The sequence below is a fragment of the Salmonella sp. 32010601201800023SM genome, assembly GCF_017572235.1.
Taxonomy (GTDB): domain Bacteria; phylum Pseudomonadota; class Gammaproteobacteria; order Enterobacterales; family Enterobacteriaceae; genus Salmonella; species Salmonella enterica.
The window spans coordinates 89,492-108,841 of the sequence record NZ_JAGEQS010000007.1 but is presented as its reverse complement, the minus strand read 5'-3'; the positions used below and the strand labels follow the sequence as shown (position 1 = coordinate 108,841).

At 53.6% G+C, this 19,350-nt stretch carries 19 protein-coding genes; 10 read left to right on the top strand and 9 right to left on the bottom strand.

Annotated features, from left to right (window positions below):
* Window positions 1–42 precede the first annotated feature (42 nt).
* Both J4617_RS19265 and J4617_RS19260 read left to right on the top strand, forming a co-directional pair.
* Window positions 43–1,449 carry an MFS transporter gene (locus J4617_RS19265; protein ID WP_000357538.1) on the top strand — a complete coding sequence of 469 codons (1,407 nt, stop codon included), beginning with the start codon at window positions 43–45 and terminating at the stop codon, window positions 1,447–1,449.
* Window positions 1,449–2,399, top strand: a complete 951-nt coding sequence (locus J4617_RS19260) for a family 43 glycosylhydrolase (protein ID WP_017465625.1) — start codon at window positions 1,449–1,451, stop codon at window positions 2,397–2,399. Before J4617_RS19265 ends, J4617_RS19260 begins: the two co-directional genes overlap by 1 nt.
* Window positions 2,400–2,490: 91 nt before the next feature.
* On the opposite strand, the gene ampE is transcribed toward J4617_RS19260, so the two are convergent.
* Complete coding sequence (ampE, locus tag J4617_RS19255) at window positions 2,491–3,345, bottom strand: beta-lactamase regulator AmpE (protein ID WP_000172039.1); 855 nt, start codon at window positions 3,343–3,345, stop codon at window positions 2,491–2,493.
* On the bottom strand, window positions 3,342–3,905 hold the full coding sequence (gene ampD / locus J4617_RS19250) for a 1,6-anhydro-N-acetylmuramyl-L-alanine amidase AmpD (RefSeq protein WP_000936326.1): 564 nt from the start codon (window positions 3,903–3,905) through the stop codon (window positions 3,342–3,344). The genes ampE and ampD overlap by 4 nt, the downstream gene beginning before the upstream one ends.
* Window positions 3,906–3,992: 87 nt before the next feature.
* Between ampD and nadC the strand changes: the two genes are divergently transcribed.
* The 4 genes from nadC (at window position 3,993) to hofC (ending at window position 8,132) form a co-directional block, all read left to right on the top strand.
* A complete protein-coding gene (gene nadC, locus J4617_RS19245; RefSeq protein ID WP_001135135.1) occupies window positions 3,993–4,886 on the top strand; it encodes a carboxylating nicotinate-nucleotide diphosphorylase in 894 nt (297 codons plus the stop codon).
* 221 nt (window positions 4,887–5,107) lie between these two features.
* Complete coding sequence (gene ppdD / locus J4617_RS19240; RefSeq protein WP_000414989.1) at window positions 5,108–5,545, top strand: prepilin peptidase-dependent pilin; 438 nt, start codon at window positions 5,108–5,110, stop codon at window positions 5,543–5,545.
* 9 nt (window positions 5,546–5,554) lie between these two features.
* The gene (gene gspE, locus J4617_RS19235; RefSeq protein ID WP_000650615.1) at window positions 5,555–6,940 is read left to right on the top strand and encodes a type II secretion system protein GspE; all 1,386 of its coding nucleotides are present in this window, start codon (window positions 5,555–5,557) and stop codon (window positions 6,938–6,940) included.
* Window positions 6,930–8,132 (top strand): protein transport protein HofC, encoded by a 1,203-nt coding sequence (gene hofC / locus J4617_RS19230; protein WP_017465624.1) that lies wholly within the window; start codon window positions 6,930–6,932, stop codon window positions 8,130–8,132. The genes gspE and hofC overlap by 11 nt, the downstream gene beginning before the upstream one ends.
* Window positions 8,133–8,162: 30 nt before the next feature.
* On the opposite strand, the gene J4617_RS19225 is transcribed toward hofC, so the two are convergent.
* A complete protein-coding gene (locus tag J4617_RS19225; RefSeq protein ID WP_001217365.1) occupies window positions 8,163–9,206 on the bottom strand; it encodes a GMP reductase in 1,044 nt (347 codons plus the stop codon).
* Window positions 9,207–9,431: 225 nt separating this feature from the next.
* Here J4617_RS19225 and coaE point away from each other — a divergent pair, with 225 nt between their 5' ends.
* From coaE to yacG, 3 genes are read left to right on the top strand one after another with little or no spacing between them, the layout of a single operon-like run.
* Window positions 9,432–10,052, top strand: a complete 621-nt coding sequence (gene coaE / locus J4617_RS19220; RefSeq protein WP_001622535.1) for a dephospho-CoA kinase — start codon at window positions 9,432–9,434, stop codon at window positions 10,050–10,052.
* Window positions 10,052–10,795 (top strand): cell division protein ZapD, encoded by a 744-nt coding sequence (gene zapD / locus J4617_RS19215; protein ID WP_000557443.1) that lies wholly within the window; start codon window positions 10,052–10,054, stop codon window positions 10,793–10,795. The genes coaE and zapD overlap by 1 nt, the downstream gene beginning before the upstream one ends.
* A gap of 9 nt (window positions 10,796–10,804) precedes the next feature.
* Window positions 10,805–10,996 carry a DNA gyrase inhibitor YacG gene (gene yacG / locus J4617_RS19210; protein ID WP_001286419.1) on the top strand — a complete coding sequence of 64 codons (192 nt, stop codon included), beginning with the start codon at window positions 10,805–10,807 and terminating at the stop codon, window positions 10,994–10,996.
* Here yacG and J4617_RS19205 read toward each other — a convergent pair.
* The gene (locus J4617_RS19205; protein WP_001538994.1) at window positions 10,993–11,934 is read right to left on the bottom strand and encodes a LysR family transcriptional regulator; all 942 of its coding nucleotides are present in this window, start codon (window positions 11,932–11,934) and stop codon (window positions 10,993–10,995) included. The genes yacG and J4617_RS19205 overlap by 4 nt on opposite strands.
* A gap of 85 nt (window positions 11,935–12,019) precedes the next feature.
* On the opposite strand from J4617_RS19205, the gene J4617_RS19200 reads away from it, so the two are divergent.
* Window positions 12,020–13,009: an aldo/keto reductase gene (locus J4617_RS19200; protein ID WP_001200034.1), complete on the top strand. Its 990-nt coding sequence runs from the start codon at window positions 12,020–12,022 to the stop codon at window positions 13,007–13,009.
* A 33-nt stretch (window positions 13,010–13,042) separates the two neighbouring features.
* Here the strand turns inward: J4617_RS19200 and mutT are convergent, their stop codons facing one another.
* From mutT to ftsZ, 5 genes are all read right to left on the bottom strand, one after another.
* Entirely contained in the window at window positions 13,043–13,438 is a 396-nt protein-coding gene (mutT, locus tag J4617_RS19195) for an 8-oxo-dGTP diphosphatase MutT (RefSeq protein ID WP_000736063.1), read from the bottom strand.
* Window positions 13,439–13,593: 155 nt separating this feature from the next.
* On the bottom strand, window positions 13,594–16,299 hold the full coding sequence (gene secA / locus J4617_RS19190) for a preprotein translocase subunit SecA (RefSeq protein WP_000905756.1): 2,706 nt from the start codon (window positions 16,297–16,299) through the stop codon (window positions 13,594–13,596).
* A gap of 61 nt (window positions 16,300–16,360) precedes the next feature.
* Window positions 16,361–16,858, bottom strand: coding sequence for a secA translation cis-regulator SecM (gene secM / locus J4617_RS19185; RefSeq protein ID WP_000014336.1), 498 nt, complete (start codon window positions 16,856–16,858; stop codon window positions 16,361–16,363).
* Between the two features lie 277 nt (window positions 16,859–17,135).
* Window positions 17,136–18,053 carry a UDP-3-O-acyl-N-acetylglucosamine deacetylase gene (gene lpxC / locus J4617_RS19180; RefSeq protein ID WP_000595487.1) on the bottom strand — a complete coding sequence of 306 codons (918 nt, stop codon included), beginning with the start codon at window positions 18,051–18,053 and terminating at the stop codon, window positions 17,136–17,138.
* A gap of 100 nt (window positions 18,054–18,153) precedes the next feature.
* Window positions 18,154–19,305 (bottom strand): cell division protein FtsZ, encoded by a 1,152-nt coding sequence (ftsZ, locus tag J4617_RS19175; protein ID WP_000462785.1) that lies wholly within the window; start codon window positions 19,303–19,305, stop codon window positions 18,154–18,156.
* Window positions 19,306–19,350: the final 45 nt, after the last annotated feature.

The window sequence follows — 19,350 nt, the reverse complement described above, 5'->3', positions numbered from 1 at the left end:
AGGCGAATAATTACCGCCATCATCTGATGGGGAGAAGTCTCAATGGATAAGGGCAGACTTTCGGTAAGAGAGAAAATCGGGTATGGCATGGGTGACGCCGGATGTAACATTATTTTTGGCGCTATCATGCTGTTTGTTAATTATTTTTATACGGATATTTTTGGTCTTGCCCCGGCGTTAGTCGGTGTTTTACTCCTTTCAGTACGCGTTATCGATGCCGTTACCGATCCGGTGATGGGCGCGCTTGCCGATCGTACCCAAAGTAAATATGGTCGTTTCCGCCCCTGGCTACTGTGGATTGCATTTCCCTACGCGCTGTTCAGCGTGCTGATGTTCACGACGCCGGACTGGGGCTATAACAGCAAAGTTGTCTATGCTTTCGTCACCTATTTTCTGCTTTCCGTGACCTACACCGCCATCAATATTCCCTATTGCTCACTGGGCGGCGTGATCACCAACGATCCAAAAGAGCGCGTGGCCTGTCAGGCTTATCGCTTCGTGTTAGTCGGCATCGCGACGCTGTTGCTATCGTTAACGCTATTGCCGATGGTGGACTGGTTTGGCGGCGGCGACAAAGCCAAAGGCTATCAGTTGGCGATGACCGTGCTGGCGATTATCGGCATGGGTATGTTTCTGTTCTGCTTTGCCAGCGTCCGCGAACGCGTTCGCCCTGCCGTTCCGACGCACGATGATATGAAGAATGATTTCAAAGATGTGTGGAAAAACGATCAATGGGTACGCATTCTGCTATTGACCTTATGTAACGTCTGCCCGGGGTTTATCCGTATGGCGGCGACCATGTATTACGTCACCTGGGTGATGGGACAAAGCACCCATTTCGCTACGCTTTTTATTAGCCTTGGCGTGGTCGGTATGATGATCGGCAGTATGCTGGCAAAAGTCTTAACCGATCGCTGGTGTAAATTGAAGGTATTTTTCTGGACCAATATCGCGCTGGCGATTTTCTCCTGCGCGTTCTATTTCTTTGATCCGAAAGCTACCGTGATGATAGTGGCGCTCTACTTCCTGCTCAATATTCTGCATCAGATCCCTTCCCCGTTGCACTGGTCGCTGATGGCGGACGTCGATGATTACGGCGAATGGAAAACCGGCAAACGCATTACCGGTATTAGCTTCTCCGGTAATCTGTTCTTCCTGAAACTGGGCCTGGCGATTGCCGGGGCGATGGTCGGCTTTTTGCTCTCCTGGTACGGTTATGACGCCAGCGCCAAAGCGCAAAGCGCCTCGGCGATGAACGGTATTATGCTGTTGTTTACCGTTATCCCCGGCGTTGGCTATCTGATTACCGCAGGCGTGGTACGTCTGCTGAAAGTTGACCGTGAACTGATGAAAAAAATCCAGGACGATTTGGAAAAACGTCGCACTAATTACCGCGAATTGAGTGAGTTGCAGGACCTCAACGCCGCTGAAAGCGTAAGGAAAGCCTGATGGCAAACTGGCCAAACCCGTTTATTGAACAACGTGCCGATCCGTTTATTTTACGCGACGGCAGCGATTACTACTTTATTGCCTCCGTACCGGAATATGACAGGCTGGAAATCCGCCGGGCTAATTCGCTGGAAGGGTTGCGCGCCGCCGACCCCGTTGTCGTCTGGCGTAAACCGGAAAGCGGCCCTATGAGCCAGCTCATCTGGGCACCGGAAATGCACCGCATCAACGGTAAGTGGTACATCTATTTTGCCGCTACCCATACTCAAGCGCTTGATAAGCTGGGAATGTTCCAGCACCGCATGTTTGCCCTGGAGTGCGCCGATGCCGACCCACTCACCGGCAAGTGGACGGAGAAAGGTCAAATTAAAACACCGTTTGATACCTTCGCCCTCGATGCCACCACTTTTTATCATCAGGGAAAGCAGTGGTATCTGTGGGCGCAAAAAGCGCCGGATATTGCCGGTAACTCAAATATTTATCTGGCTGAACTGGAAAATCCGTGGACGATTAAAGGCGAGCCGGTAAGACTCAGTAAGCCAGAGTGCGACTGGGAGTGTCGGGGTTTTTGGGTTAACGAAGGTCCGGCCGTCGTGGTGCATGGCGACAAGCTGTTTATCAGCTATTCAGCCAGCGCCACCGATGAAAACTACTGTATGGGGTTACTGTGGATTAACGTAAACGACGATCCGCTCACCCCGCAGAACTGGCATAAATCACCGCGCCCGGTCTTTACCACCAGCTATGAGAATCGCCAGTATGGGCCGGGACACAACAGCTTTACGCAAACGCCGGAAGGTGAAGATGTACTGGTGTACCACGCGAGAAATTACACCGAAATTGAAGGCGATCCGTTGTACGATCCCAACCGCCATACGCGTCTGAAACGGGTGCGCTGGGACGAAAACGGGATGCCTGATTTTGGCGTGCCGCCAGCCGATACGATCTAAGCCGTTGCACTGCCCGGTGGCGCTAACGCTTACCGGGCCTACAGATTTTTCCATTGTAGGCCGCATAAGCGTTAGCGCCATCGGCACAACATTACACTAATGCCCCATAAATGGTGAGCAACGCAATAATCACCACCACCACAAACGAGGCCTTCTTCGCCATCGACACCGCCGCTTTGGGGGTTTCTACTTTGTCAGTATGCGGTTCGCGCGCCAGTGAGAACTGCGCCAGACGTGTGAGCACCTGATACTGCGAAGTATGCAGATCCGCCAGCGAGGCAAACCAGGCCGGCAACGCTTTCTCGCCATGCCCCAGTAATGCATACACTACGCCCGCCAGACGTACCGGAATCCAGTCCAGCACATGAAGAATAGCGTCAATGCCGGATTGCAAACGTTGGTGCGGCGTCTGATAGCGCGCCAGCCAGGTCTGCCAGGCCCGTAAAAACGCATAGCCCACCAGCGTTACCGGCCCCCACGGACCGCCAACGATAAACCAAAATAGCGGTGCGAGGTAAAAACGGAAATTTATCCATAACAACGCATTTTGCAGCTCACGCAAAAATTCACGCTCATTACAATCCGGCGGCACGCCGTGAATCAGCGTAAGCTCGCTGGCCATCGCCTCGCAAGGATGCGGATCGTTACGGGACGCCGCTTTCAGCCAGGCGTGATAATGTACTCGCACTTTGCCCGCGCCGATACACAGCACGCCCAGGAGAATCCACACCACCAGCGTCGGCACGTTAAATAGCAGCCCTTTTAACGCCTGGAGCAGTAGAAAAGTCACCACCATCGCGATCGCCGTCATTCCCATCGTGCGCAACATCGAAAAATGCGTAATCCGACGGAATAGCGCCTCCAGCCGATGATCGAGCTGCCAGTGCTCGCCCAGCTTAAACAGGCGCTCGACAATCAGCACCAGTAATGTCGTAAACAGCGTCATGTCATCTCCTTGTGCGACGAGAGGGCTACCAAAGCGCGAAAGCGCGGCCAGTCAAAGGCAGGGCCAGGGTCCGTTTTGCGGTCAGGCGCAATGTTGCAGTGTCCGGTCATATTGTCGGCGATCGCCGGATAGCAAGCGATAAGCGTGCGCGTCACGGCGGCTAGCTGCTGATACTGCGCATCGGTATAAGCCAGCGTATCCGTCCCCTCCAGCTCAATACCAATGGAGAAATCATTACAACGTTCCCGCCCCTGATAGTTTGATACGCCCGCATGCCACGCACGCTTATCAAAAGGCACATACTGGACGATTTCACCGTCGCGACGAATCAGACAATGGGCCGAAACACGAAGATGAGCGATTTCTGCAAAAAAAGGATGGGCGTCTGGATCTATCGTTCCGGTGAATAATGCATCGATCCACGGACCGCCAAACTCGCCGGGGGGCAGGCTAATATTATGCACCACCAGCAAGGACGGTTTTTCGTCATCCGGACGGCAATCATAATGCGGAGAAGGGACGCGTCGCGCCTCTACCAACCAACCCTTATCTGGCAACATGCGGAGTCTCCTTTTGAGTGGTGCTTATAGCTGCTTCAGAGTAGCATGTTTCTACCTTATGATTCGTTAGCAATTTGGAGTTTTATCATGCCGCCTCGCCGTTATAACCCAGACGACCGACGTGACGCGCTACTGGAACGCATTAATCTCGATATCCCTGCCGCCGTTGCTCAGGCGCTGCGTGAAGATTTAGGTGGAGAAGTCGATGCTGGCAACGATATCACCGCGCAACTTTTGCCGGCAGATACGCAAGCCCATGCCACGGTGATCACTCGTGAAGACGGCGTTTTCTGCGGCAAGCGCTGGGTTGAAGAGGTCTTCATCCAACTGGCGGGCGATGATGTGCGCCTCACCTGGCATGTCGATGACGGCGACGCCATTCACGCCAACCAAACAGTGTTTGAACTGAACGGCCCGGCTCGCGTATTGCTGACCGGCGAGCGCACGGCGCTAAACTTTGTCCAGACCCTTTCCGGCGTCGCCAGTGAAGTACGCCGCTACGTTGGACTGTTGGCTGGCACCCAAACCCAGTTGCTCGACACGCGTAAAACGCTGCCGGGTCTGCGCACCGCGCTCAAATATGCGGTTTTATGCGGCGGCGGCGCCAATCATCGTCTGGGCCTCACTGACGCGTTCCTGATTAAAGAAAACCATATTATCGCCTCCGGTTCGGTTCGTCAGGCGGTGGAAAAAGCGTTCTGGCTACATCCGGACGTGCCGGTAGAAGTCGAGGTCGAAAATCTGGATGAACTGGACGATGCGCTGAAAGCAGGCGCGGATATTATCATGCTGGATAATTTCAACACCGACCAGATGCGCGAGGCGGTGAAACGCGTCAACGGCCAGGCGCGGCTGGAAGTATCCGGCAACGTCACCGCGGAAACCTTACGCGAATTTGCTGAAACCGGGGTGGATTTCATCTCCGTTGGCGCGCTGACCAAGCACGTGCGCGCGCTCGATCTCTCCATGCGTTTTTGCTGATCCTCTCCACCCGATGGCGCTGCGCCGTCGGGTCTATAAATCACCTGTCCGTAGATCCGCGTCATTATTCGGTAAAATATTCGTAGCGCCTCGCAATAACGTTGCCGTGTCATGTAACGCAGCGAAAATCTTCAGAATCCGCCTTCCCGTTTTACCTTTTGCCGCTCGCCCGCTCTTCCCGCGTTTGCCACAGTAGCGCCAGCTAACTCAAGGAGCGAACAATGGAAAAACAACGCGGTTTCACGCTTATCGAACTGATGGTCGTTATTGGCATCATCGCCATTTTAAGCGCCATCGGCATTCCGGCTTACCAGAACTATCTGCGTAAAGCGGCGCTGACGGATATGTTGCAAACGTTTGTCCCCTACCGTACCGCCGTCGAACTCTGCGCTCTGGAACATGGTGGGACGAGCACATGCGATGCGGGCGTCAACGGTATCCCCTCGCCCGTCATCACCCGTTATGTTTCGGGCATGAGCGTGGAAAAAGGCGTCATCACGCTTACCGGCCAGGAGAGTCTGAGCGGGCTTAGCGTCATCATGACGCCCGCCTGGGACAATGCTAACGGCATTACCGGCTGGACGCGTAACTGCAATATTCAAAGCGACAGCGCGTTACAACAGGCTTGTGAAGATGTCTTCCGTTTTGACGCCAACTAAGGAGACAAGATGAAAGACGCTCAGCTCAACACCTTGTGTCAACGTCATCAGGCTGTACTGATCAATAGCGCCAGCAACAGTATCACTGTTGCGGTGGTCGACGCGCCCTCTCATGCGTTACTGGACGCTCTGCATTTCGCCACGCAAAAACAGATTGATATTGTGTGCTGGACTCGCCAGCAAATGGAAAATCATCGGTATAAGCCGGATCAGGCTCCCTCGACAAACGCTGCGAAAGGTGGAGAAACCGCGGCCCAGCTTCTCAATCAGACATTACGCTCGGCGATGGCGAAACGCGCCTCTGATATCCATCTCGAACCCGGCGCCAGCCGCTACCGAATAAGACTCCGCATCGACGGCGTTCTTCACATTCTGCAGGACATCGCCAAAGAGACGGGGCTTGCGCTGACGGCCAGATTGAAAGTCCTGGGAAATTTGGACATCGCTGAACATCGGCTGCCGCAGGACGGGCAATTTACCGTTGACCTGACGGGCGACAGCATCTCTTTTCGTATCGCCACGCTTCCCTGTAAAGAAGGCGAAAAAGTCGTCTTACGGTTGTTGCATCAGGTTGAACAAACGCTGGATCTGGACACGCTGGGCATGTACGGGGCACAACTTACCGCTTTTAGACAAGCCCTACAGCAACCTCAGGGGCTGGTACTGGTGACTGGCCCCACCGGTAGCGGAAAAACGGTCACGCTATACAGCGCGCTACAAACCCGGAATACGCCGGGTATCAACCTCTGTAGCGTTGAGGATCCGATAGAAATTCCACTGGATGGGATTAACCAGACGCAGATCCATCCCCGCGCCGGGCTCACCTTTCAAAATGTGCTGCGCGCGCTTTTACGCCAGGACCCTGACATCATCATGGTAGGTGAAATTCGTGACGGCGACACCGCAGAAATCGCCATTAAGGCGGCACAAACGGGCCATCTGGTACTTTCAACGCTCCATACGAACTCCACCAGCGAAACCCTGATACGTTTGCAGCAAATGGGCGTAGCACGCTGGATGATCTCATCGGCGCTTACGCTGGTGGTAGCGCAACGCCTGGTAAGGAAGCTTTGCCCGCACTGCAAACAGCGCCTGAACGATCCCGTAGTGCTATCGCCCAATCTTTGGCCCAGCGCGCTACCGCGCTGGCAGGCAAGCGGCTGTCAGCATTGCTACCACGGCTTTTATGGCCGAACCGCGTTATTCGAAGTGTTAACCGTTACCCCGGCATTACGTCAGTTAATTGCGAGCGGCGCATCGGCGCAAGCACTGGAAGCCCACCTCCAACAGACCGGTACAGGGACGCTTTTTGAAAATGGCTGTCGCGCCGTTGAACAAGGCATGACGTCCTTTGAAGAGATACTGCGCGTTCTGGGAATGCCCCATGAGCGTTAAACAGCTCTGGCGCTGGCAAGGCGTTAACGATAAAGGTCAACTGGAACAAGACGTTGTATGGGCGGACAATCGTCTGGCGCTGATCATCACCCTGCAACATCAGCGCATTATGCCGCTTCGCATCAAGCGCATAGGCGTTAACGCCGCACTGTGGAAAGAAGAGCAAAGCGCTGAAATTATTCATCAGTTGGCCACGCTCATTCATGCCGGACTGACGCTTTCTGAAGGGCTGGAACTCCTTGCGCAACAGCATCCACACCGACAATGGCAAGCGCTGTTGCGCACGCTGGCTCACGAGCTTGAACAGGGCGTCCCTTTTTCCAGCGCATTAGTCTCCTGGCCGCAGGTATTTCCGCCGCTCTACCAGACGATGATCCGCACCGGAGAACTGACCGGCAAACTGGCCGACTGCTGCTTTGAACTGGCCCGTCAGCAAAAAGCGCAACGGCAGATTACGGTTAGCGTGAAAAAGGCGCTGCGCTATCCCGCCATTATTCTGACAATGGCCGCCCTGGTCGTTTTCGCCATGCTGCACTTTGTCCTGCCGGAATTTGCCGCCATTTACCGTAGCTTCAATACCCCGCTCCCTCTTCTGACGCGCGGTATTATCGCGATAGCGCAATGGGGGTCGGCATGGGGTTGGCTCATCTTGTTCCTGACGATGCTCGTTGCTATCGCTCACCGCAGGGTAAAACAAAAGCCGTCCTGGCAAGCGCAGCGGCAGCGTCTTCTGCTACGGCTTCCCGTTATGGGTCGCCTGATAAGAGGCCAGAAACTAGCGCAAATATTCACCGTACTGGCATTAACCCAAAGCGCAGGCATTCCTTTTCTTCAGGGACTGGAAAGCGCTATCGAGAGTCTCGGCTGCCCTTACTGGTCACAGCGTTTAACGCAGGTACATCAGGAGATCGCCGCGGGCAATCCGGTCTGGTTGGCGCTAAAAAATACCCAGGAATTTAGTCCGCTATGCCTGCAACTGGTCAGAACGGGCGAAGCGTCCGGCTCACTCGATATCATGCTGCATAACCTTGCCCGTCACCACAGTGAAACTACGCTGGCGCTGGCCGATAATCTGGCGTCGCTGTTGGAACCGGCGTTATTGATCATCACCGGCTTAATTATCGGTACGCTGGTGGTGGCGATGTATTTGCCGATTTTTCATCTGGGAGACGCGATGAGCGGGATGGGATAAGGCTGGCGCACATTTACGCCAGCCAGAATATTAGAGGCTATTGAAAATGCGGTTTTCTTGTTCCTGCACCCGAATAAAGGTGGTGCGTTTGGTCAACTCTTTCAGGCGAGACGCGCCGACATAAGTGCAGGCTGAGCGTAGGCCGCCCAGGATATCGCGGGCGGTATTGCCCACCGGCCCACGCAGCGGCAATTTAACCGTTTTACCTTCTGCCGCGCGGTATTTCGCAACGCCGCCGACATGACGGTTCATCGCAGATTCCGAACTCATGCCGTAGAACAGCATAAATTTCTCGCCGTTCTCTTCTACCACGCTGCCGCCGCTCTCTTCGTGCCCCGCCAGCATGCCGCCCAACATAACGAAATCCGCGCCGCCGCCGAAGGCTTTTGCTACGTCGCCTGGCATAGTGCAGCCGCCATCGCTGACGATCATGCCGCCCAGGCCATGCGCCGCGTCAGCGCATTCGATAACCGCCGACAGTTGCGGATAACCAACGCCAGTTTTTACACGCGTCGTGCATACGGAGCCGGGACCAATTCCCACTTTCACGATATCGGCGCCGGAGAGGATAAGCTCTTCGCACATCTCGCCCGTTACCACATTGCCTGCGCAGATTGTTTTTGTCGGCCATGCTTCACGTGCTTTCGCGACGAACTGCACAAAATGTTCTGAATAGCCATTGGCCACATCAATACAGACAAAGTTCAGCGCAGGATTCAGCGCCAGAATCTGCACGGTTTTTTCGAAATCAGCATCAGAGGTCCCGGTGGAAACCATCACATGCTTCAGAACATCAGCCGAAGCCGTGTTGATAAAAGCTGCCCACTCTTCAACGGTATAATGTTTATGTACAGCAGTCAGAATATCAAACCCGGCCAATGCTTGCGCCATTTCAAACGTCCCGACGGTATCCATATTGGCCGCAATAATCGGTACGCCAGACCAGGTCTGACCTGAGTGTTTAAAGGTGAATTGACGTTCCAGTTCGACATCGGAACGGCTTTTGAGGGTAGAACGCTTAGGACGGATAAGAACGTCTTTGAAACCTAACTTCAGATCTTCTTCAATACGCATGTGCGGATTCCTGGGGTTAATGGCGAAAAATCGAAACTCACAACTCCAGTGACGCTATCATACGCACTAATCATGGCCGTACAAGACTGCGAAATTCTCTTTTTTTACGTTACAATCCCATAAATTTACCTGGCGAATAGTAGGTTAATGCTCAGAGCGTATCGTCTTTGTATGCTTAAAATTTAACCTTTTGATTGTCAAACTAAAATTCCGGAAGCTGGAGATATGAGGTATACCGTAGCCTTAACCGGCGGTATTGGCAGCGGTAAAAGTACCGTCGCTGATGCCTTCGCTGACCTCGGAATAACCGTCATCGACGCGGATATTATCGCGCGCCAGATGGTTGAGCCAGGGCAGCCCGCCCTGAACGCAATAGCGGAACATTTTGGTTGTGAACTTATCGCCGCCGACGGCACGTTACGTCGCCGGGCGCTGCGTGAGCGTATTTTTTCGCATCCGGAAGAAAAAGCCTGGCTTAACGCTCTGCTTCATCCCTTAATTCAGCAGGAAACCCAACGACAGTTTCAACAGGCTACGTCGCCCTATGTGTTATGGGTTGTGCCTCTGCTGGTTGAAAACAGGCTGTATCAAAAAGCCAACCGCGTACTGGTGGTTGACGTGACGCCCGAAACGCAGCTCATACGCACAATGCAGCGTGATGATGTTACGCGCGAGCATGTTGAACACATTCTCGCTGCGCAGGCGACGCGTGAAGCGCGCCTTGCCGTGGCGGACGATGTTATTGATAATAACGGCGCACCGGATGCTATCGCATCAGATGTGGCCCGCCTGCACGCCAGTTATCTTAAGCTCGCGTCGCAGTTTGTCTCACAGGAAAAACCGTAATGCACACCCAGGTCCTATTTGAACACCCTCTCAATGAGAAGATGCGTACGTGGCTGCGCATAGAGTTTTTGATCCAACAGCTCTCCATCAACCTGCCAATTGCAGACCATGCTGGCGCACTGCATTTTTTCCGTAATATCAGCGATCTACTGGATGTGTTCGAACGGGGCGAAGTCCGTACCGAACTGCTGAAAGAACTGGAGCGCCAGCAGCGTAAATTACAGGCCTGGGTTGAGGTTCCCGGCGTCGATCAAGACCGTATTGAAGCCCTGCGCCAGCAGTTAAAATCGGCGGGCAGCGTGCTGATCTCCGCCCCGAGGATTGGCCAGCAGCTACGCGAAGATCGCTTGATTGCCCTTGTGCGTCAACGCTTAAGTATTCCTGGCGGCTGTTGCAGTTTCGATTTACCTACTCTGCATATCTGGTTGCACCTACAACAGGCGCAGCGCGACGCCCAGATTGAAACCTGGCTTGCCAGCCTGAATCCCCTCACCCAGGCGCTGACTTTGGTGCTTGATCTGATCCGTAATTCAGCGCCTTTCCGTAAGCAAACCAGCCTGAACGGTTTTTATCAGGATAACGGGGACGACGCCGATTTGCTGCGTCTTATGCTGACGCTCGATTCACAACTTTATCCGCAAATTTCCGGCCATAAGAGCCGTTTTGCCATTCGCTTTATGCCGCTGGATAGTGAAAATGGTCTGGTGCCGGAGCGTCTTGATTTTGAACTGGCCTGTTGCTAAGGAGTAAAAATGTCTGACGTGACCGTCGTAAACTGTCCGACCTGCGGTAAACCGGTCGTCTGGGGGGAAATTAGCCCCTTCCGCCCATTTTGTTCTAAACGCTGTCAGTTAATTGATTTGGGCGAATGGGCCGCCGAAGAGAAACGAATCGCCAGCAGCGGCGACCAGTCTGATAGCGACGACTGGAGCGAAGAGCGCTAACGGTGATGGCTCTGTTGAGACGGCAATATCGCCTTATGACAAAAATAATCAATAAATACGCGTAGTTTTGGCGCCATATGCGCGCGGCCGGGATAATACAAATAAAACCGGTCCGCCGCAGGCAGCCACTCCTCAAGTACGGAACACAACCGCCCATCCTGTAAGTCTTCGTGGACATCCTGTTCAAAAACATAGGTTAGCCCTGCCCCATCACGCGCGGCGGAGAGACGCAACGCTTTATCATTCACCATTAACGCGGCTTCCGGCGTAATTTCCAGCCGTTGCGCTCCATGAACAAACTCCCACCGATATAGCCCGCTCTCACGCGTAAAACGATGACAAAGGCAGCGGTGATTGATGAGTTCCTGCGGATGCAGCGGCGTGCCAAAACGCGCAAGGTATGCAGGGGATGCTACGATCGCCGGGCGTAAAACATCACCGAGCGGAACGACATTCATATCAAGTTGTACCGCATCGCCAAAGCGAATACCGGCATCAAAGCGTTCGTTAATTAAATCCACAAAACCGTCATTCACATCGATATCCAGCCGAATATCGGGATAATCGCGCATGAAACCGGCGAGATTAGGTTGTAACAGAAGCGTAGCCGCCGTGCGCGGTACGGTCAGGCGTAATGTCCCTCCGGGTATATCGCGGCTCTGGCGGGCATGTTCCATCGCCTCATCAATATGGTTTAATGCGGGCCTGATACTGGCAAGAAAGGCATGTCCTGCTTCTGTCAAACCGACACGCCGGGTGGTTCGGTTCAACAATTTCACGCCAAGTTCATCCTCCAGTTGGCGCATATTCTGACTTAACGCCGATGTAGAAATATGTAACTGCGCCGCTGCCCGCGTGAAGCTATGGTTTTCAGCAATCATGCAAAAAGCATGCAATATGGACATCACATCATGACGCATTATTAAGCCAGCCTTCATAAACCATGCTTATTCCCCCTATTTTTCATCTTATACGCCAGGTATAGACTGCCTGCCATGCACAAAATATCCTCATGGAGGTAGTATGCAATATCGTACATTAGGCGCAAACGGACCGCGAGTGTCAGCCATCGGACTGGGATGTATGGGCATGAGCGCATTTTACGGCGCTCATGACGACAGCACCTCAATTAAGACGCTACATTATGCGTTAGATCAGGGGGTAACACTGCTCGATACCGCAGATATGTATGGCCCTTATACCAATGAAAGGTTAGTTGGAAGAGCCATCGCCGATCGTCGCGATCGGGTATTTTTAGCGACGAAATTTGGTATCGTTCTCGACCCTGCTAACCCTATGGCGCGTGGCGTCAATGGCAGACCGGAGTACGTTCGCCGTAGTTGTGAGCAAAGCCTGCAACGCCTGGGGGTCGATCATATCGATCTGTACTATCAACATCGCGTTGATCCATCAGTTCCCATAGAAGAGACTGTCGGTGCAATGGCGGACCTGGTGCGCGAGGGAAAAGTGCGTTATCTCGGGCTATCCGAAGCATCAACGCAAACGCTGGAACGCGCCCATAACGTTCACCCTATTACCGCGCTGCAAAGTGAGTATTCGCTTTGGTCCCGCGAAGCGGAAATTTCAGCACTTTCCACCTGTGAACGGTTGGGTATAGGATTCGTCGCTTACAGCCCGCTGGGACGCGGATTTCTGACCGGTACGATTAAAACGCCAGAAGATTTTGCTGCGAATGACTTCCGTCGCACAAATCCCAGGTTCATGGGTGAGAACTTCTCGCGCAATTTACGTCTGGCTGAAGCAATAAAACAAATGGCACGCGAAAAAGAGTGTACCCCCGCACAATTAGCGCTGGCCTGGCTGCTGGCCCGCAACAGGCACATCGTTCCCATTCCCGGCACCCGCCACTGCGCCAGGGTGGATGAAAACCTCGGCGCGTTATCACTGACCCTAAGCCCGCAGGAGCTGGCGGCAATTGAGGCGGTTTTTCCTCACGACGCCGCGGCCGGCCCCCGCTACTGGCCGGAAATTATGTCGACATTAAATCGCTAATAAGATCGATGGGGATCGTGTTGCGATCCCCCACTAAGGCGCAAATTGGCGTAATTTACGAATAATCGGTTCATTGGCCGGCGGAAAATCGTCCGTATTCAACGCGTTCTGCGCGATCCACCGTCCCGGCTGCCCTTCTTTCCCCCACGGTTCGCCCTCCCAGCGTTCAACCAGCCAAAACCACAGCGTAATGTGTCTATCCGGGAATTGATATTCCAGAGTGTCGAATAATGTCACCTGTGTTGGCGTAATCCCCACCTCTTCCTGTAGCTCCCGGATCAACGCCTGCTCTGGTGTTTCGCCGGCTTCAATTTTTCCGCCGGGAAATTCCAGCTTGTTCGCCATATGCGCATCAGCGGCGCGTCGGGTAATAAAAATTTCGTCGTTCGGGTTGCGGATAATCCCAACCGCGATTTGCAGTTTTTTCATCTTGTTGCATCCATAAAAAAGGCGCAGTCGCCTGCGCCTTTTTATCTGTGTTCAATGCCAGGCCGAATAAGCGTAGCGCCCTTCGGCAATAATGCCAGCACCGACCGACCTGATGGCAACACATTATGTCTTATCAGGCCGGTAAGTTTATCGCATCAGCTCAGGCGACCGTGACACTGTTTGTATTTCTTACCGGAACCGCAAGGGCAAGGATCGTTACGTCCAATCTTACGTTCGCCGGTTTGGGCGGCCAGATCGGCAGCCACGGCGGCATCGTCATCCTGATGGCTTAGCTGCTGCATCTGCGCCAGGCGCTCCGCCTCTTCGCGACGCTGCATTTCCATCGCTTCGACCTCTTCAGGCATACGTACCTGGACTTTGCTCAGGGTACTGATCACTTCATATTTCAGCGATTCCAGCATCGCGGCGAACATAGCGAAGGATTCGCGCTTGTATTCCTGCTTCGGATCTTTTTGCGCATAGCCGCGCAGATGAATACCCTGACGCAGGTAATCCATCGCCGCCAGATGCTCTTTCCACAGGGAATCGAGCGTTTGCAGCATCACGCCTTTTTCGAAATGACGCATCATTTCAGCGCCAACCACCTCTTCTTTACGCTGATACACCTCGATGGACTGCGCCAGGATGCGCTCACGCAGCGTCTCCTCATGCAGCTCCGGCTCTTTATCCAGCCATTCGGCAATCGGCATCTCCAGGTCGAAGTCGTTTTTCAGGCGTTCCTGCAAACCCGGGATATCCCACATCTCTTCCAGCGACTGCGGCGGAATGTAGGCGTCGATAGTCGCCTTAAAGACATCTTCGCGAATGCTGTTAATGGTGTCGCTCACGTCAGACACATCCAGCAGTTCGTTACGCTGGGTATAAATTGCACGGCGCTGATCGTTCGCCACATCATCATATTCCAGCAGTTGCTTACGAATATCGAAGTTACGGCTTTCTACTTTACGCTGCGCGTTAGCGATAGCTTTCGTCACCCATGGGTGCTCAATCGCTTCGCCCGGCTTCATCCCCAGTTTACGCATCATACCGGAGACACGATCGGAGGCGAAAATACGCATCAGCGCATCTTCCATCGACAGGTAGAAACGGGAAGAACCCGGATCGCCCTGGCGACCGGAACGGCCACGAAGCTGGTTGTCGATACGGCGGGATTCATGGCGCTCGGTGCCAATGATATGCAGACCGCCGGCAGCCAGAACCGCGTCATGGCGTACCTGCCAGTCCGCTTTAATCTGCGCAATCTGTTCTTCCGTCGGCGCTTCCAGCGCGGCGACTTCCGCCTGCCAGCTACCGCCCAGCATAATATCGGTACCACGACCCGCCATGTTGGTAGCGATAGTGACCGCCGCTGGATAACCAGCCTGCGCAACGATGCCTGCTTCGTTGGCGTGGAATTTTGCGTTCAGTACGTTATGTTTGATACCCGCTTTGGTCAGCTCTCTGGAGACCACTTCAGATTTCTCGATAGAAATCGTCCCGACCAGCACTGGCTGACCGTTCGCGGTACGTTCTTTAATATCTTCGATAATGGCCTGGATTTTTTCCGCTTCGGTCATGTAGACCAGATCCGGCAAATCTTTACGGATCATCGGACGGTTGGTCGGAACAACGACGGTGTCCAGCTTATAGATAGAGCTAAATTCGAAGGCTTCAGTATCCGCCGTACCGGTCATACCGGCCAGCTTTTCATACAGACGGAAGTAGTTCTGGAAGGTAATAGACGCCAGCGTCTGGTTTTCATTCTGAATTTCAACGCCTTCTTTCGCTTCTACCGCCTGGTGCAGACCGTCAGACCAGCGACGCCCCTGCATGGTACGACCGGTATGTTCATCAACAATGATGACTTCGCCGTCTTTCACAATGTAATCCACGTCACGGGTAAACAGCGCGTGCGCGCGCAGCGCGGCGGTAACGTGATGCATCAGCATAATATTGCCAGGCGAGTAGAGCGACTCGCCTTCATCCATAATGCCTTCTTGCACCAATAGCTCTTCAATCAGCACCAGACCGCGTTCGGTCAGGTTAACCTGGCGCGCTTTCTCATCAACGGAGAAGTGGCCTTCGCCCTGGAAAGTGTCAGAATCTTCTTTCTCCTGACGAATCAGGTGCGGAATGATTTTGTTCACTTTTTTGTACATTTCCGAGCTATCTTCCGCCGGGCCGGAAATAATCAGCGGCGTACGCGCCTCATCGATCAGGATGGAGTCGACCTCATCCACCAGCGCATAATGCAGTTTACGCTGCACGCGCTCTTCCGGGCTGAACGCCATGTTGTCGCGCAGGTAGTCAAAACCGTATTCGTTGTTAGTGCCGTAAGTGATGTCGGCAGCGTAAGCTTCACGTTTGGCTGGCGCAGGCATACCTGGCAGGTTGATACCAACGGACATACCGAGGAATTCGAATAGCGGACGGTTGTTTTCGGCGTCACGCTGCGCCAGATAGTCGTTCACGGTTACCACATGAACGCCTTTGCCGGACAGCGCGTTCAGGTAGGCTGGCAGCGTTGCGGTCAGCGTTTTACCTTCACCAGTACGCATTTCGGCGATACAGCGATCGTTGAGCACCATACCACCCAATAGCTGAACGTCGAAGTGACGCATCCCAAAGACGCGTTTACTGGCTTCACGCACCACCGCGAACGCTTCCGGAATCAGGCTCTCTACGCTTTCGCCTTTTTCAATACGGGCGCGAAATTCGTTGGTTTTCGCTTTCAGTTCGTCATCGGAGAGTTTTTCCATCTCCGGTTCCATCGCATTAATAAGGCTGACGGCCTTACGCATACGACGCAGCGTACGATCGTTACGGCTACCGAATACTTTGGTTAATAATTTGATTAGCATAATAAAGTCTCAAATGCCCCGCGCCGCGGAGCTACAAATAAAGTAAAAGGGTCTTTTTTCGTTAGCTGAGACGTTGCGGACCGGCGCGGATACCCTGCGCCTGACTTATCCAGGCCGGGATGCTAAATGCGGTTTGTGGCGCAAAATACGCCAGGGAGAGGCGACGAACAATCGCCGGCGGCGTGCCCTCCTGCGTGAGCATCGCGCTGAGCGTATTCAGTAAGGCGATATGATGCGCCTGTAATGGCGACGGCGCGTCGGCAACGGGCAGCGTTTGCGGCGCCATTGCAAAAGAAAGGTGGCGAATCACCGTGCGAATAGCGTGCTGATGCCAGTAATCTACGGTGAAATTGGGACGACGGTTAGAGGCTTCTAACAGCGCAAGATGGCTAAAGTTAACTTTAGACGCGGTGCTGGCGGTCGTCCTTGCAGGCGTATTGGTTTCAGCGGCGTTACTGAGCGCGGGCAAACCAAAACTCGCCGCGACCATCCCTAATAAGAGATGCGGCCAGAAGTATCGTCTGCCTAACTGTCGCCAGCGCGTCAGTATTCCACTCACGTCATTGCCACCTGATATGCCCCTCATGGGCTTACGGAATCAAAACAATTTGCGCACAAATCTTATCATTAAAGCGTACGCGCTACAGCAGTAATGACGAGAAGCTAAGGTGAAAATCGGCTAAGAAAACAGCGAACGCGCCGTGTTTCCATTTAACCCTGTCAAAATGGCTGATTAAGGAAAGCGCAGATAAAGGATAGTAAAAAAAACGACTGGCTCGCCTGGCCGGAGAGAGTGCCAGGTTAACCAGTCGAATTTTATACGACAGCGTATGTCGTTATGCCAGTACCGTCGAAGGCGCTTTGAAAGCCAACGGCAGTTCTGCGTCGTCCTGGAAGGTCACAAATTCCCAGGCTTCCTGTTTTGCCAGGACTGCCTGTAACAATTTGTTATTCAATGCGTGACCGGATTTATACGCGGTAAACGCACCAATAATATTGTGACCACACATGAACAAGTCACCGATCGCGTCGAGCATTTTGTGACGAACGAATTCATCTTCAAAACGCAGGCCGTCTTCGTTCAATACGCGATAATCGTCAACAACGATGGCACAATCGAAGCTGCCGCCCAGGCACAGGCCGCGGGACTGCAGATATTCGATATCACGCATAAAACCGAAGGTACGCGCACGGCTGATCTGGCGCATGAACGCATCCGCAGAGAAGTTCATCGCGTAGCGCTGGCTGCTGGAATCGATCGCCGGATGGTTAAAGTCGATGGTGAAATCCAACGTAAAACCATTGTACGGTCTGAATTCAGCCCATTTATCGCCATCTTCAACCCGAACAGTCTCTTTGATGCGTACGAATTTTTTGGCGCAGTTCAGTTCATCAATACCGGCATCAAGCAGCAGGTAGACAAACGGAGCGGCACTGCCATCCATGATCGGGATTTCCGGGGCATTAACCTCAATAACGATGTTATCGATACCTAAGCCCGCCAGAGCAGCGTTCAGGTGCTCAACGGTTGAAATCCGTACATCATGCTCATTCACCAGACACGTACAGAGCATGGTATCACGCACAGATTTGGCATCGGCCGGGAAATCTACCGGTGGATTCAAGTCGGTGCGACGATAGATGACCCCGGTATTGGCCGGCGCAGGGCGTAATGTCAGGGTGACTTTTTTGCCGGTGTGTAAACCGACGCCAGTCGCCTGAACGATACGTTTAAGTGTCCTTTGTTTGATCATCGTATAATCTCGCCAAATTACCTATCCAACCGAAGTGTACTATACATTCGGCGGGCCAGTTTAGCACAAAGAGCCCAGAATCCCAAATTCCAGCTAATTCTTAATCAGCTTGCTTACGCAGGAATGCGGGGATATCCAGATAATCCGGCTCTTTCGCCGCCTGTGGTGTATTGTCGTTAACCACTTTCGCGACCGTTTTTTGCTCCTGCGTCAGCGGCGCCATACCGTGCTGCTGATAACGATCCAACACCGGCTGCTGCACCTGTTTATTGGTGACCAGAGTGATTTCAGGACGCTTGTCCATACCAATTCCAGTGGCAACAACGGTCACGCGCAGTTCGTCGTTCATATCCGGGTCCAGAGAAGTACCGATAACCACGGTGGCGTTATCCGACGCAAACGCGCGAATGGTGTTACCGACGGTTTCGAACTCATCCAGACGCAGGTCGAAGCCCGCCGTAATGTTGACCAACACGCCGCGCGCGCCGGACAGGTCGATATCTTCCAGCAGCGGAGAAGAAATAGCCATTTCAGCCGCTTCTTCCGCACGATCTTCACCGCTCGCCACGCCGGAGCCCATCATTGCGTAGCCCATTTCAGACATCACGGTACGCACGTCAGCAAAGTCGACGTTCATCAGACCCGGGCGGGTGATCAGCTCTGCGATGCCCTGAACCGCGCCTTTCAGCACGTCGTTAGCCGCGCCGAACGCGTCGAGCAGGGAGATACCACGGCCCAGCACTTTCAGCAGCTTGTCGTTCGGGATGGTGATCAACGAGTCCACATGCTTGGACAGCTCGGTGATACCCTGCTCCGCAAATGCCATGCGCTTTTTGCCTTCAAAATTGAAAGGCTTAGTCACCACGGCAACGGTCAGAATACCTAAATCTTTTGCCACTTCAGCAACCACTGGCGCCGCGCCGGTTCCGGTACCGCCGCCCATGCCTGCCGCGATAAATACCATGTCTGCGCCTTCAAGCGCCGCACGCAGCGCTTCACGGTCTTCGTCCGCCGCGTTACGACCGACTTCCGGGTTAGCGCCAGCGCCCAGACCTTTGGTAATGCCGCTACCAATTTGAATGGTCTGGCCAACCGCCGTTTTACGCAACGCCTGAGCGTCGGTATTCACCGCGAAGAATTCAACACCTTCGATGCGCTCGCGCACCATGTGTTCAACAGCGTTACCGCCGCCACCACCGACGCCGATGACTTTAATCACCGCGTCGTTGGTTAGTTCCATAGGTTCAAACATAATCTCTCTCCGTCATGTGCCTGTCGCCTGAGGCCGTAATATCTG